A 14,872-nucleotide genomic window follows, 5' to 3' on the forward strand; every position below is an offset into this window, starting at 1 on the left:
GTTGATATGGTCGTGGCTTGGCGCATATATCATCTGACCATGCTGGGCCGAGAGACACCAGAGGTGCCCTGCACAGTGTTCTTCAAAGATATCGAGTGGAAAGCGCTGTGTTGCTATGTCAACAAAACGCCAATTGCTCCTGAAGAACCGCCAACTTTGCGCGAGGCGATCTACATGATCGGATCTATGGGCGGCCATCTGGGAAGAAAAAGTGATGGCTTCCCTGGCACCCAAACTCTCTGGCGAGGCCTGCAGCGTTTGGAGACGGCAACTGAGATATACGGCATCCTGACTCAACAACATCCTCCTCCAATGAAAAACGGACCCTAACCCCCCTGTGTCAAGTGTGGGTAAAGCTCAGCTTTGTAAAGGGGGGCGAGGGGGGATTTTAAACGAATTCGGCACCAAAGATACTCCTCATATTTAATATTTTCCAGCGCTTTCTTTAATGAATGACCGAGGCCCCAAATAGGAAGTATTATCATTTACTTGCTTTTTCATTTGTGCTAATTAAATTGAGTAAAGCTTAGTTCTTTCCAGATTCAGTTTCCTTGACGTTCCTTTTTAAACAGGCATAATTAACAATTGAAACTACGTATGAATTCCACCAAAGCAATGCGTTCAGCCGACCGGGTCGACCGGCTGGTGGTTCTGCCTTTTATGAAGTCGGTGGAAATTGCATTTAAAAGCATCAAGGTCCGCTTTTTTCGATCCCTGATCACCACCATGAGCCTGGTGCTGGCCGTCTCTTTTTTAAGCTTTGTGAACGTAACCAACGATGTGGCCAACGGCCTGCTGGCCACCCGGGATTTTAACCTGCGCCAAGCCCTGATTCAATCCGGATACGACCTCGGTCCCCGGGACACCCGGGTTGAAAGCGGCCCCAAGCAGCGCTGGATCGTCATTCTATCCCTGCTGGTATGCGTGGTGGGGATCGTCAACGCTCAGCTCATGGCGGTTACGGAGCGATTTCGCGAGATCGGCACCATGAAATGCCTCGGAGCGCTGGACCGTTTTGTTCTGCGCCTTTTTCTGCTGGAAGCCGGCATGCAGGGAATCGCCGGCGCCGGCGCCGGCAGTCTGCTGGGGGCCCTGTTTGCCCTGCTGAGCGGCCTGCTGCATTTCGGCTCAGTAGCGCTGAATAACATTTCGTGGGCCCATGTAGTTAATTCACTGCTGCTGGCAACGGGGGTGGGATGCCTGCTGAGCCTTCTGGGCGTTCTGTATCCGGCTCTGGTGGCCGCAAAAATGCAGCCGGTGGAAGCCATGCGGGTCGAACAATAACCGGGAGATCTCGTTAGCTACCTACTTTTATACGATGGCGAAAGCCTTCACATTCGTTAAACGAAAATTTCGATGTCCTTTGCGGGTTGTCCGTTGTCCGTAGAGAATGGTAAACAAATCGGAACTGATCAAGCGTACAGACCTGAATGAGTAATCAGCCTTCAGTCTTTAGCCTATTCGCCTGTGTAATTACAAGTAGCCAAATTTTTAATTTATAGATCGTAAAGGCCGGAATAACAAGGCATCCTCATGACAGTTAAAAACGAATCACGCAACATTGTCCGGGTTTCCGGAGTCACCAAAACATTCAAACTGGGTAAAATAGACGTTACCGCGCTAAAGGGTATCGACCTTGAGATTGCTGCCGGTGAATATATTTCCATAATGGGACCGTCCGGTTCAGGCAAAAGCACCCTTTTCAACATGATCGGCGGTCTTGACAAACCCACCGCCGGCAAGGTCTTTATCGACGAGGTCGACATCGCCCAGCTGGACGCCTATGAGCTGGCCTGGCTGCGTTGCCGCAAAATCGGTTATATTTTTCAAACGTTTAATATTATTCCGGTGATGACCGCCCTTGAAAACGTTACCCTTCCCATGACATTTGCCGGCATGAATAACGACCGGGCCGTTGAAAAGGGGTTGCAGCTCCTGAAACTGGTAGGGCTCGGGGATCGGTTCAGCCACAAGCCGTTTGAACTTTCCGGCGGCCAGCAGCAGCGGGTCGCCGTTGCCCGTGCCCTGGCCAACGATCCCGCCATTATCCTGGCGGACGAACCCACCGGCAACCTGGATCTGACCACCGGCGAAGAGATCATCAAGCTGCTCAAACAGCTCAGCCGGGAAAGAAACGTCACCGTCATATCCGCCACCCATGACCTTAAAATGCTGAATGTTTCGGATCACGTGGTCTGGATACGTGACGGCCGTGTCGATAAAATCGAAAGCCGCGAAGAACTCTCCATTTCGGTCGGCCAGATCGATATTCGCAAATAACAGGCGGAGGACATGTCAACCGTTTTCACTTTCATCCATCAGCGCCGCAACACTCGGCGCCGTATCTTTTTGATGGGGATACTGCTGGGTGCTATTCAACTGGCGTCCCTCCTGACCCCACTTCCGGCCGGCGCCCGGGTGGAGGCAGCGCATCCCAATGGTTTTATGGATGACATTCGGTCCCTGTCGGCCCTGGGGGATCGAAGCACCGGGACCCCGGGCAACAAGGCTGCCGCTGAATACATTCATAAACGGTTTTCCGATCTCGGATTTAAGGAAATCGGCGTTCATCAGTTTTCCGTCCCGGTTCTTCAGCATCAAAACAGCACCCTCTTTTTAGCGGATCAAAATCTGAACATCCCCCTTTTCCCGATCCGGAGCAACGCCGTTTCCCCCGGCACCATACCGCCCCAGGGTTTTTCAGGACCGCTGGTCTATGTCGGTTCCGGCAACCTGGCCGACTTTAACGGCAAGACGCTGGAAGGGGCCATCGTTCTGATGGAACTCGACTCCGGCAAAAACTGGCAAAATGCTGCCAACTTCGGCGCCAAAGCTTTGATTTATATCGACCGGGGCCCGACCTCCAAAACGTTTTTCAGGGAAAAAATGGAATTTTCACCGATCCCCTTTCCGCGTTTCTGGTTACCGCTCCAGAAGGCTCGGGAGCTTTTCGGGCAATTCGAGTCTGCCGGAAACGGCCCGGTAGCTCCTGTAGTTCGCCTGAACTCGGATATCCTCTGGCAGGAAGCGGTCGCTGAAAACATCTATTGCCTGGTCCCCGGCAGCAACGCCGAAAACAGCGAAGATCTCCTGCTGGTGGAAGCTTTTTACGACAGCACCCCTTTGGTCGCCGAACGTTCACCCGGAGCTGATGAGGCCGTCGGCATCGCCACCCTCCTGGATTTAGCCCGCACACTCAAGGAAAACCCGCCCAAAAGACCCATCCTGCTGGTGGCAACCGGCGGACATGCCCAGACCCTGGCCGGTATGCGCGAACTCATCTGGAGCATATGGGAACGCTCCAAGGAGATTCGGGACCGCAAAAAATATTTTAGGGAAATCGTTAAGAATACCCAAAAGGTCATCACGGGGCTTAAAGCATTTTCTCCGGGCGAACCTGTCGCTGCCGACGCGGCAGAAAAAACCCTGGACGGCGCGATAAAGGATGCCGTCATCGAACGGATTAAAACCGAAGTGGATTTGATTTCACGGATGCTCATGCGGCTGCGGATGCAGGAGCAGGATGAGGGCAAAAAGCAAACGATCCAGGCGCTGGCCCAGCAGCGGTTGGTCCTGCGCCGCTTGAGCTGGCGGTCCGATTTTAACAATCTGACCCCGGAAGAACGGCTGAAGCTGGAAATAATTGTCCCCCTTGCCGTCAAAGACCAGCAGGCGATTCTGGCCGATGCCAAAAAGCAGCGGGACCAGCTTAACAGCGCCGGCGATTTTCGCTCCATTGCCAGGACCAAAGAAATCGGCGCGGTGGTTTCTCTGCATCTCTCCAGCCACGGGGACGGTTTCGGCGCCTTTAACAGCGGCTGGCTTTACCCGTTAAAGCCAACGATTAACCGGGTATCGGCCTATAGCGCGCTGGACAGCGTCCTGCGGGAAAGTGCCGTAAACCTGGAACAATCCCTTGGGTCTCCCGGATTTTTTCAAGATACCCTTCGGCCCAGCAGCCGCCGGCCCTGGCGAAGCTATTTCCTGGACAATCCCCCCATGGGCGGTGAAATCAGCGCCCTGGCCGGGTACCTGGGTGTTACCTTTGCCACCGTCAATGATGCCCGAAACTATTGGGGAACCCCTTATGACCGGCCCGACACCGTCAATATTGAATTTGCCGCCCGCCAGAGCGCCATGGTTTCCGGTCTCATCGGCGCCATGGCCCAGGCGCCCGCCCTTCAGGCCGGCACCCTGCCCCGCAATGGATTTGCAACGGTCAGCGGACGCGCAAAATTTCTGCGCCATGGCGAGCTGTTTGCCGACCAGCCGGCTCTTGAAAGCATTATCCTCGCCTTTCAGGGCCCCGCCAGCTACCATGCCATGGTTGACCACATGGGAAGGTTTGAACTCAAAGGGGTCGCGGATAGGAAACATGTGCTGGACAAGGTCATCCTTGAGGGCTACCGCCTTGAACCTGAAACCGGCGGAATCATGTGGGCCATCGACAAGGAAAAAACCGGCAAGTCGGCCTATCGCGTTAAGATGCAGCGCCGCGCCATGGAAACCGACCTGGTGATGTTTAGCTGCCGGCAGTCCGTGATGTTCAACCTGCTGGAACCGCGCAATTTTCATTACATGACGAAAATACGGCTCCTCGACGGCAGCCGGGAGGCGCCGCCCCTGCGTTACTGGTGGAGCCGGATCGATACCCGCTCGTCCACGATTGCTTCGGTCTTTCTAGAGAGCGGAACGCATTACAAAATGACCCTGTCGGATAATGTAATCCAGAACAAACTGATCCTGACAAACGGCAGCGAAAAACATCCTGAAGGTGTCGGCTACCTCGTTGACGACTGGCCCCTGCTGAAACTGACCGAATATAGAATCGCCCGGGACATGTGGATGCTGCTGGCCCCCCGCATGGCCAATCTTGAAACCCACGGCATCTTTAACGAGCGCATCCGCAACCTCCAGCGTGAAGGGACCGGAGCGCTGCAGGCGGCTGAAAAGGCGCTTGACGACAAATTATACGACCGTTTTGCGGAATTGTCTTCCCGGTCATGGGCGCTGGCCAGCCGGGTATATGATGACGTGGAAAAGACCCAAAAAGATGTCCTCTTCGGCGTCTTGTTTTATATCGCCCTTTTTGTCCCGTTCGCATTCTGCCTGGAACGATTTTTATTCTGCTATTCGGACATTTATAAAAGAATCATTGCGTTTGCGACCATCCTGATTCTGCTGATTACGGTCATCTATAAAGTCCATCCGGCCTTTCAGCTGGCTTACAGTCCCATGGTGGTCATCCTGGCTTTTTTTATCATGGGGCTGTCCCTGATGGTGACGCTCATCATATTTTTCCGGTTCGAAGATGAAATGATTCTGCTGCAGCGGCGCGCCCGCCATATCAAGGCCGAAGAAATCAGCCAATGGAAAGCCTTTGTGGCTTCTTTTTTCCTGGGTGTCAGCAACCTGCGGCGGCGGCGGCTGCGAACCCTGCTGACCTGCGCCACATTGATTATCCTGACCTTTACCATCATGAGCTTTACTTCGGTAAAGACCATGCGGCATCATGCCCGCCTGCGCTACCAGGAACAACCGCCTTACCAGGGCTTGCTGTTTAAATCCACCAACTGGCAGAGCCTGCCGCCGGAAACCTATGGTATATTTTCAAACGCCTTTGAAAAAAGCGGGATCGTATTGCCGCGGGTCTGGCTGGAAGCCGAAGACCGGACCCAGTCCACCCCGATCCCCATTCGCTTTAATGACAAAATCCAGGAGGCCCAGGGCCTGGTGGGCCTGTCCCACCAGGAAACCCTGCTGACCGCCGCGGACGGGCTGCTCATCGGCGGCCGCTGGTTCAACGAAAACGAACGCCAGGTCATTCTCCTGCCGGACCGGATAGCGAACAGCTTAGGCATCGACCCCCGCAAACCGGAAGGATACAGCGTTCTGCTCTGGGGCGTTCCCTACAGGGTGGTGGGAACATTTTCCGGATCGAAACTGATGGATCTGGCCGACCTTGACGGTGAACCGCTCACCCCGGTGACGTTTCCCAGTGAGGCTGCCGTTGAAATGACCGAGGTTGAAATGGATGCGGTGGAATCGGGCGACGATATAAGCGCGTTTCAAAGCCGCTACCAGCATACCTCCGGCGACCTGACCCTGATCATCCCTTTCCGTCCCCTGTTGGCGGCAGGCGGCCACCTTAAAGCCCTGTCTATACGCCCCACCGCAAACGCAGATGTTCAGGCGCTGGCGGATGAAATGGTCGACCGTTTCGGGCTGACCCTTTTCAGCGGGGAAAAGGACGGAACATTTTTGTATAACGCCAGCGACGCCATGAGCTACAGCGGCGTTCCCAATATCGCCATACCTCTCATTATTTCCATCTTTATCGTCTTGAACACCATGATCGGAAGTGTTTACGAAAGAAAACGGGAAATCGGCATATACACATCGGTGGGGCTGGCGCCGTCGCATGTCTCGTTTCTATTCATCGCCGAGGCCATGGCGTTTGCCGTTCTCAGCGTGGTGCTGGGATACCTCCTGGCCCAGACCAGCGCCTATCTTTTTGCCGGAACGTCTCTATGGGCCGGCATCACGGTGAACTACTCCTCGCTGTCCGGTGTTGCCGCCATGCTGCTGGTCATCCTGGTTGTCTTGGTCTCCGTTATCTATCCCTCCCGGGTGGCCGCAGAAATCGCCATACCGGATGTCAATCGTTCCTGGACGCTCCCCCAGGCGAAGGACAACATCATCGAACTGACCCTTCCCTTCCTGATGGAGTACAAAGAGCATAATAGTATCGGGGGCTATCTTTTGGATTATTTCAAAAGTCATCAGGATGTCTCCCACGGCGTTTTTTCCACCGATGAAATCTTTTTTGATTTTGCCTGCCCGGTCAGTCCGACAACCGCCAAACCGGATGCGGCCGGCCCCGACGGCGCCTGCGCTATGGACGCCTGCCTGCAGCTCCATACCAACGTGTGGCTGGCGCCGTTTGATTTCGGCATTATGCAGAAGATCGAAGTGCAGTTCTGCCCGGCCGAAGGGGAAGCCGGTTTTCTTGAAATTAAAATACGCCTGTCGCGCAAATCAGGGGAAGCGAACGCCTGGCGGCGGATCAACAAGGCCTTTCTGCACGCGCTGCGAAAACAACTGCTGATCTGGCGCTCGCTGGATGAAGCGTCCCGTGATTATTTTGAAAGCCTGATCATGCCAACGAAAACAGAAGCGCCCGAGAAATGAACCGGAGAAATCAAGATGCGATAACCTCTTAAAATCCCTCCCCTGTCTGCGTGCGGGCACGCACAGGCAGGCAACCTCCCTTTACGAAAGGGAAGGGTCCCGCCGATGCGGAATTCCCCCTTTATCAAAGGGGGCAAGGGGGATTTTTTCAGGGAAATATAATTAAATCCTGTTTGCAGAATACGTCACCGAATTTACGAATGAGATTACTAAGTAATGACCGCAGAAAATAGACCCATTGCCGACGAAAGCGCCATAGCGGAAGAAGGCACCGCCGCCGGGACTTATCGCATACGATTCCGGGCCATATTGCTGGGGATCTTACTGGCCGTGATCATCTGCGCCATTACCCCTTTTAACAATGCTTATCTGCAGGGAACCCACCTTGGCGGCGGACATTTTCCCCTGGCGCCTTTTTTTGTGCTGGTATGGCTGACCGTTTTGGTGGCAATTGTCCGCAAAATTTTTAAGGGCCACGGTCTTTTTACCGGCAGGGAGCTTCTGGTTGCCTGGATACTGATGGTCCTGGCTTCGGGTATCGCCTATACCGGTCTGGTCCGCACCTTTTTTATCAACCTGACCGCCCCCTATTATTTTGCCACGGCTGAAAACCGCTGGAGTGAGGTTCTGCATCCGCTCCTTCCCCGGATCTGGTATCCCCAAAGCGAGGAAGCCATTTCCGGTTTGTATAACGGCCTGGCCGGCGGTCGCCAGATGGGCTGGTGGGAGGTGCTGCAGGGAATTCCCTGGCAGTCCTGGCTGACGCCGCTGATGGTGTGGGGGAGCTTTATCTTTCTGTGCTATTTTGTCATGCTCTGCATTGTCAACCTGTTGAGCGGACAGCCCCTTTACAAAGAACGCATGAATTTCCCCCTCCTGCGGGTCCCGGAACTGATGGAAGAAGCGCTGGATGAAAAGGGGCTGGGGCGCTTTTTTTTCAACCGTTTTCTATTGACCGGCATGCTGGTCCCTGTTTTCCTGCATCTGATCAACGGGTTGAACTTCTATTTTCCGGACGTCCCCCAGATCCCCACCCTGATCCTGGCCGGATCTTACTTTCCCAAGCAGGGCCTTTTCGCAGGGTTTTATAAACTTAAAATTTATATCTATCCGGCTTTTATCGGTTTTGCTTTTCTGACTTCCAAGCAGATCTCCTTTTCCTTCTGGTTTTTTTTCATGCTGGGGGGGCTCCTGATGGGGCTGATGGGTCTTTTGGGTTATAATATCCCTGCTGCCGCTCTGGGCATTACTTTCGGGCCGACCTTGTCCCGACCGGAAGAAACCCAGATGATCGGCGCCTATGGCGTCTTTTTTCTTTATCTTTTCTGGCTGGCACGTCATCATTTTTTGAATATTGTCCGCCAGGCCGTCGGCTTTGAAAAAGGAATGGCGGCCGACACCCAGTGGATTTCCACCCGTTTTTCATTCTGGGGGTTTGTTGTCGGCGGCTTTGCCATCGTTAGCTGGTGTTATTACTTCGGCCTCCCTTTTTTGTTTTCCATTCTGGTAGTCGGCGCATTTTTTATGGTCATGCTGGTCGCCATGCGGGTCATCTGTCAGGGCGGGCTCGCTTATTTTACGCTAACGGTTGCCCCCATCGACGGTTTATTGGCTTTTTTCGGCCCCAAGTTTTTTACCCATGTCGGTCTCCTTGTGGCCGGTGTTGTTCAAAAAGTCCTGTTTGTCGACCTGCGGGAGTCGCTCATGCCGTCCCTGCTCCATGCCAGCAAGACAACCCATAATGCCCAAAACCGGAAGCTCATTTTAAGCGGCATTGTCATCACCCTGATAGCGGCCGTTGGCGTCTCCTTTGTTGCCATGCTGGCCCTTTGTTATAAATACGGCATTCGCGAACTGGAGCTGGACTGGGCAACCCGAACCACCGTGGCGGTTTATGACAACATCTACAGCCTGGTGGAAACGCCCGTAAAACCGGGGCGCTGGGTCCTGATCTTCGCAGCCGCCGGCGCCGTCGTCATGCTCTTTCTGGCAATATGCTATCACCGCGTATACTGGTGGCCGCTGCATCCCATCGGTTATCTGGCGGCCTACAGTTCCGCCATGTGGATTCTGTGGTTCAGCTTTTTCATCGGCTGGCTGGCAAATGCCCTCTGCATGCGCTATGGCGGAGTGGCCTTGTTTAAACGGTTCCGATATTTCTTCATCGGCCTGATCATCGGTGATTTTCTGATGGGAGGCATTTGGGCCGTGGTGGGGCTCTTTAATTATGCAAGTTATCAGGTCTTGCCGAGTTAAAAATAGGCTGAAGGGGTTTAGGCTGAAGACTGAAGGGTAATCATGTGCGATTACACAAAAACTTTGAATTAAAGATCGAAAAAACCAAAAAAAGTCTTGAATGGCTTAACTCGCGCCTTCCGCGGTTTTATAGCCTTCAGCCTTCAGTCTTCAGCCTACTTGAACCAACAACAGATAAATGGTGTTTTTAGACCTGAACCCCATAACCATCGTGCGGCTGTGGGTGAAAGCTATTTAAATGTACGAAGACAAAGAATTACAGGAATACAGAGATCTATTAAAGACGCCGGACCACTTTGAAGAAGGCTTTGACTGGAAAGCCATTGTGGGCGCCGTCTTTATCGGGTTTCTGATGATGCCGGGCAGCATGTATCTTCAGCTGGTTATCGGCACCGGCATTGGACCGGCCGCCCGCTGGGTGACCATTATACTGTTTGCCGAAATCGCCAAGCGTTCTTATACGGAACTCAAACAGCAGGAAATTTTTATCCTCTACTTCATGGCCGGGGCGGCACTGGCCTCTCCGTTCCAGGGACTGCTGTGGAACCAGTATCTGGTCCAGTCCGACGCAGCCCGCATGCTGGGGCTGACCGAATATATCCCCACCTGGGTTGCCCCCCAGCCCGGTTCGCTGGCGCTGGTGGAACGATCATTTTTTCACCGGGACTGGCTGATCCCGATCCTGCTGCTGGCGGGGACCCAGTTTATTCAACGGGTCGACCATTTCGGCCTGGGATATGCCCTTTACCGCATCACATCCGACGTAGAGAAACTGCCCTTTCCCATGGCGCCGGTGGGCGCCCTGGGAACCATGGCCCTGGCTGAATCGGCTGAAGATAAGCAAAAAAGCTGGAAATGGCGCGTTTTTTCCATCGGCGGGGTCATCGGCCTCGCATTCGGCGGTATTTATGTGTTGATGCCCTCGGTTACCGGCCTCCTTTTTACCGAACCGGTTCGGCTCATCCCGATCCCCTGGGTGGAACTGACCCGCTATACCGAAGGAATCTTGCCGGCCGTTGCCACCGGTATCCAGCTGGATATGGGTCTGATGTTCATCGGTATGGTGCTACCCTTCTGGGCGGTCATGGGGGGATTGATCGGTCTGGTGATAACGGTTGTGGCCAACCCGATCCTTTATCAGCACGGCGTCCTGAAACGATGGCATCTGGGCATGGAAACCGTGGATACGGTCTTTGCAAACAACTTTGACTTTTACATGAGCTTCGGTATCGGGCTGGGTCTTTCAATCGCCTTTATCGGTATCTGGCATGTCTTGCGCTCGTTCGGGGAAAAAGGGTCCGGCAGCCGCGGCAGCTTAAAGGACCTGTTTCATCCCCCTGCCGGCAGGGGGGATTTCAACTTCTGGATATCCATCGGCATTTATGTGTTTTCAACCCTGTCCTATGTCGGCTTGTGTATCTGGCTGGTGCCCAACTTTCCCTGGATATTTTTCCTGGGCTACGGCTTTATCTACACACCGCTGGTGTCTTACATAACCGCCCGGATGGAGGGGATTGCCGGCCAGTTTGTCAGCCTGCCCCTGGTTCGCGAAGCCAGCTTTATCGCCGGCGCCAGATTTTTCGGCTACCAGGGCATTGAAATCTGGTATGCCCCCATCCCCATCCACAATTACGGAGAGGCCACGGTTAATTTCAGGCAGATCGAACTGACCGGTACCAGCATTCGCGGCATTATCAAAGCGGAAATCGTGGTGTTTCCGGTGGTGATCATCGCCAGTCTGCTTTTTTCTCAGTTCATCTGGCGTCTGGCCCCCATCCCGTCCGCCAATTACCCCTATGCCCAGGAGCTTTGGCATCTTCAGGCCCTGAATACCCTCCTGATGCAAACGTCGACGCTGGAAGGAAATTCTTTGTTTTATCAGGCATTAAATGCAACCTATGTTCTGGCCGGCATGGGCCTGGGCATTGTTTCTTATTTTGTGCTGTCACTGCTGGGGCTGCCGATTCTGCTGATTTACGGCGTTGTCCGCGGTTTGGGTCAAAGCACCCCCCATGGCATGATCCTGGAAGTGCTGGGGGCCCTGTTGGGACGCTTTTTCTTTTTAAAGCGCTATGGCGCCATGTGGCGTCAATACGCGCCGGTCCTTTTGGCGGGATTTTCCTGCGGCATGGGGTTAACCGGCATGCTCGCAATGGGATTTACCCTGATTCTGAAATCGCTGGGGCGTCTGGCCTATTAAGTAGGTTAAAAAAATCCTTGGCTTCCACCCTCTTTTAAGATAATAAATACACACTATCTCCAATTAATTGATGCTCTTTTGAGGGTTCAAGGGTTCTGGGATTCCAGGATTCAAGTGAAATTTAAACTTGAAACCTTGACCCGTTGAATCCTGGAACCCCTTTATCCCGGCTGAGAGCTGGAAGAATCAAAAAGGTGGTTTATGAAAAAAACACTCATTCTGAGCTTGGCGCTGCCGCTTTTGCTTTTTCCCACCCTGTGCCCGGCCCAGGCGCCCTCACAAATCGGCGGTTTCGTTTTGGGCGCAAATATTTCCGAGTATAAAGACCGGGTAAAAATGGAAACGGCCATGCCCATCCGATATGCGGAGTATCTCACCGAGGTTGAGATGACCGCAGTAGATGAATTTAAAAGCGGCCTGATCAGCTACGGCAATTGTGCAGTCCCCGGCGGCATCCTCCGTATTAAGCTTAAATATGCCGACTCAACCAAAAAGTTTTACGAAGCCCTTTTAAAACACTATAAAGCCCGCTTTGGCGAACCGCTGGAATGGCGGGGAGACCCCTTCCACATCATGATTGCCTGGAAATGGTCCTTTACCGACAGCCAAAACAATCAGATCAGTATGATCCTCCAGCACAACACCAAGGATGAAGAAGAAAAGTTGGGAAACGCCGTTAAGATCACCCTGGCCAACCTCCTTGAACAAGAGCGCATCTGTTTTGAAAAAAAATATCCTGACCTTCGCACAGCAAAACCGCCCCAACATTCCGAGAAAAAATCCGGCTCGGTTCGCTGGGACCGCCTGCTTCCTAAATAGCAACTACTCGTGCCCCGTTCTATATCTTTTGTCATCCAAACAGGCAAATATAAATGATATCAAAATGATTATGTTTAACCCACTTGTCATTGACGGGAAAATCCGAAATCCGAATTTCGAAGCTCGAAACAAATTCAAGTGACCAAAAATCAAAATCCAAAACATTATGACCTGGAAGATCGCACTTTAACTTTTGCATATAATTTTGGTCATTTGAATTTCGGATTTGTTTCGGATTTCGGGTTTCGATATTCGTATTTTTGAGATAATTTCATGTGATTTGCGCATCTGTTATACAGCCAAGATCGTGCATAGAATTTTCGAGACACTGTAAAAGTGTATTAATGTCATCACCCCATTTAAAACTTTCCCATGAAATCGCCTGGAACGGAGTCCGCTTTAGGGCACCCGAGGGATGGGTTCCAGCCGAAATGGGAAACCATTACCTAATGCTGGAACATGATTCCGCACCCGTAATGGAAATAAAATGGGGCCGGATTAAAGGAAATTTTTCCCACGCCCGGCACTTGCAGCAGCTTTCCAGCCGCCATAAAAAGAGCCTGGGAAAAACCATCCGCCCGTGGACGCTTCCGGCTGACTGGCAGCAGGCCCTGGAATCTTTTCAAGCAGACGGTTTTAGGTGGCAGGGTCCTCACTTCAGCGGTATGGGAGCCACCCTGTACTGCCCGTTCTGCGGGACCGCCACCCTTATACAGTTTTACCGGAGCAGCCCCGCTGTCAACAATGCCCTTGCCCTGGAGCTGCTCGCTTCTTTTCAGGATCATCGACCAGACGACCAAATCCTCTGGTCGGTATTTGATATCCGCGCCAGGATGCCGGCCCATTTTAAATTGTGGCGACATCGCTTTGCAGCCGGATATTTTGAACTGAAATTTACCTCAAAAAAGCATACCGTCATTTTAAACCGCTGGGGGCCGGCCTCGATCCTGCTTGCCGGCAGGGACTTGGTCGGGTTCGCCGGGTCTGTTGCTTCCTTTCCGTCATCGGCGCCGGAGCCCGTTTTTAGTGAAGATCCCCAGACGGTGGAATGGACCTTTCCCCGGGCTGCCGGCAGATGGTCGCGGCTGGCGAACCGGCTTAAAATACGACCATCTTTACAGCAGCTTCACATGTGGCACATAGAAGAACAAAACCGGATTCTGGCGGTTCGGGTCCAAGGGCGGCGCCCTTTGCCTCCCCCTGTTTTTAGTATGATCTGCAAAGGATTTGGATGTGTTTAGGCAAAAGCAACCTGCTGTTAAGTTGACCCGCGCCCAGGCCATGGCCTGCATACCGGTCAAGGGGGGGCTGGTTCAGGAGTCACGCCTTGAATCCGGTGAAATTCTGTTGTCATATCCGGACTATAAGCAGCCCTGGTTTACCAGGGTAATTCGACGTTTGGGAGGTCCCAGCGACAGTAAGGTCCGAATAAAAAAACTGCAGCTGGATGTACTGGGCACATCGGTCTGGGAGCTTTTCGACGGCAAGCGTTCCGTCCGCCAGGTCATCGAACTGTTTGCCGACAAATACAGTCTGCACCCGAAAGAGGCCGAAGTGTCGGTTTCGCAATTCCTGAGAGCGCTGGGCAGGCGGGATCTGATCGGACTAAAGTAAGGCCTGAAATGGAAAGGCAGATAAGAATTTTACAGCTTACCTTATTACGCCATTCATCCGGTGTCGCGGGCGTTCGGTCGCGACCAATCATCATCCACCGACATGAATCCATCCCACAGTATATTTACCTTGCTTTTTCAATAGGATATGTTGTATAAAGCTTAGCAGCATCACGATGCTTTTAAAGGTTATAGGCATGGATATTCTTCCACAACTGAACAAAAAAATAGTTACGGTTACCTCCCTTGATGATATCGAGGAAGAAAAAAACTATTGGCTTTCAAAAACACCTCTTGAGCGAATTGAGGCTATCGAGATAAATCGAAGGATGGTGTATGGCCGAAATCGAGTTACATCCAGACTTCAAAGATTTTTTGAGGCTGCTGAACTTACACAGAGTTAAGTATCTGCTCGTCGGAGGGTATGCAGTCGGCTATCACGGCTGTCCACGCGCAACTGCAGACATGGATATCTGGATAGAATCAAGCGAATCAAATAAGGATATGGAAGATTTGGAACATCTGCCTTAGACCAACAATATAACTCATCCGTTCGAGGGTGAATGCAACCAGGATGAGAAAATACCCCAAAATAGATGGAAACCCGCAGACAAGAATGGATCCTTTGTGATTCTTCCACCCTTTTATTAATACGCCTTTAGTTTTTACTTTGAAGATATAACCGGTAAACCGGCCGAGGCTGACCCAGGGATAAACGTAAGCGTCCTATTAACCGCTCTTATAGTGAAGGGATGCCGGCGGCTTCTCGATCAATATTGCCGGGCAGCAGCCG

The 14,872-nt window shown here is 52.6% G+C and carries 10 protein-coding genes; all 10 read left to right on the plus strand.

Going from position 1 to position 14,872, the window contains the following annotated elements:
* On the plus strand, positions 1 to 330 hold a 330-nt coding region (locus P1P89_18975), incomplete at its 5' end, for an IS4 family transposase (GenBank protein MDF1593597.1).
* Between the two features lie 267 nt (positions 331 to 597).
* Positions 598 to 1,284 carry an FtsX-like permease family protein gene (locus P1P89_18980; GenBank protein ID MDF1593598.1) on the plus strand — a complete coding sequence of 229 codons (687 nt, stop codon included), beginning with the start codon at positions 598 to 600 and terminating at the stop codon, positions 1,282 to 1,284.
* A gap of 249 nt (positions 1,285 to 1,533) precedes the next feature.
* Positions 1,534 to 2,280, plus strand: coding sequence for an ABC transporter ATP-binding protein (locus P1P89_18985; protein MDF1593599.1), 747 nt, complete (start codon positions 1,534 to 1,536; stop codon positions 2,278 to 2,280).
* A 12-nt stretch (positions 2,281 to 2,292) separates the two neighbouring features.
* Positions 2,293 to 7,191: a M28 family peptidase gene (locus P1P89_18990; GenBank protein MDF1593600.1), complete on the plus strand. Its 4,899-nt coding sequence runs from the start codon at positions 2,293 to 2,295 to the stop codon at positions 7,189 to 7,191.
* Between the two features lie 216 nt (positions 7,192 to 7,407).
* Positions 7,408 to 9,447: a hypothetical protein gene (locus P1P89_18995; GenBank protein MDF1593601.1), complete on the plus strand. Its 2,040-nt coding sequence runs from the start codon at positions 7,408 to 7,410 to the stop codon at positions 9,445 to 9,447.
* 238 nt (positions 9,448 to 9,685) lie between these two features.
* On the plus strand, positions 9,686 to 11,647 hold the full coding sequence (locus P1P89_19000; protein ID MDF1593602.1) for a peptide transporter: 1,962 nt from the start codon (positions 9,686 to 9,688) through the stop codon (positions 11,645 to 11,647).
* A 201-nt stretch (positions 11,648 to 11,848) separates the two neighbouring features.
* On the plus strand, positions 11,849 to 12,466 hold the full coding sequence (locus P1P89_19005) for a hypothetical protein (protein ID MDF1593603.1): 618 nt from the start codon (positions 11,849 to 11,851) through the stop codon (positions 12,464 to 12,466).
* Between the two features lie 449 nt (positions 12,467 to 12,915).
* Complete coding sequence (locus P1P89_19010; GenBank protein MDF1593604.1) at positions 12,916 to 13,707, plus strand: hypothetical protein; 792 nt, start codon at positions 12,916 to 12,918, stop codon at positions 13,705 to 13,707.
* On the plus strand, positions 13,700 to 14,080 hold the full coding sequence (locus P1P89_19015; protein ID MDF1593605.1) for a PqqD family protein: 381 nt from the start codon (positions 13,700 to 13,702) through the stop codon (positions 14,078 to 14,080). Before P1P89_19010 ends, P1P89_19015 begins: the two co-directional genes overlap by 8 nt.
* 335 nt (positions 14,081 to 14,415) lie before the next feature.
* Positions 14,416 to 14,610 (plus strand): hypothetical protein, encoded by a 195-nt coding sequence (locus P1P89_19020; GenBank protein MDF1593606.1) that lies wholly within the window; start codon positions 14,416 to 14,418, stop codon positions 14,608 to 14,610.
* Positions 14,611 to 14,872: the final 262 nt, after the last annotated feature.

This window comes from Desulfobacterales bacterium (assembly GCA_029211065.1).
Lineage (GTDB): Bacteria > Desulfobacterota > Desulfobacteria > Desulfobacterales > JARGFK01 > JARGFK01.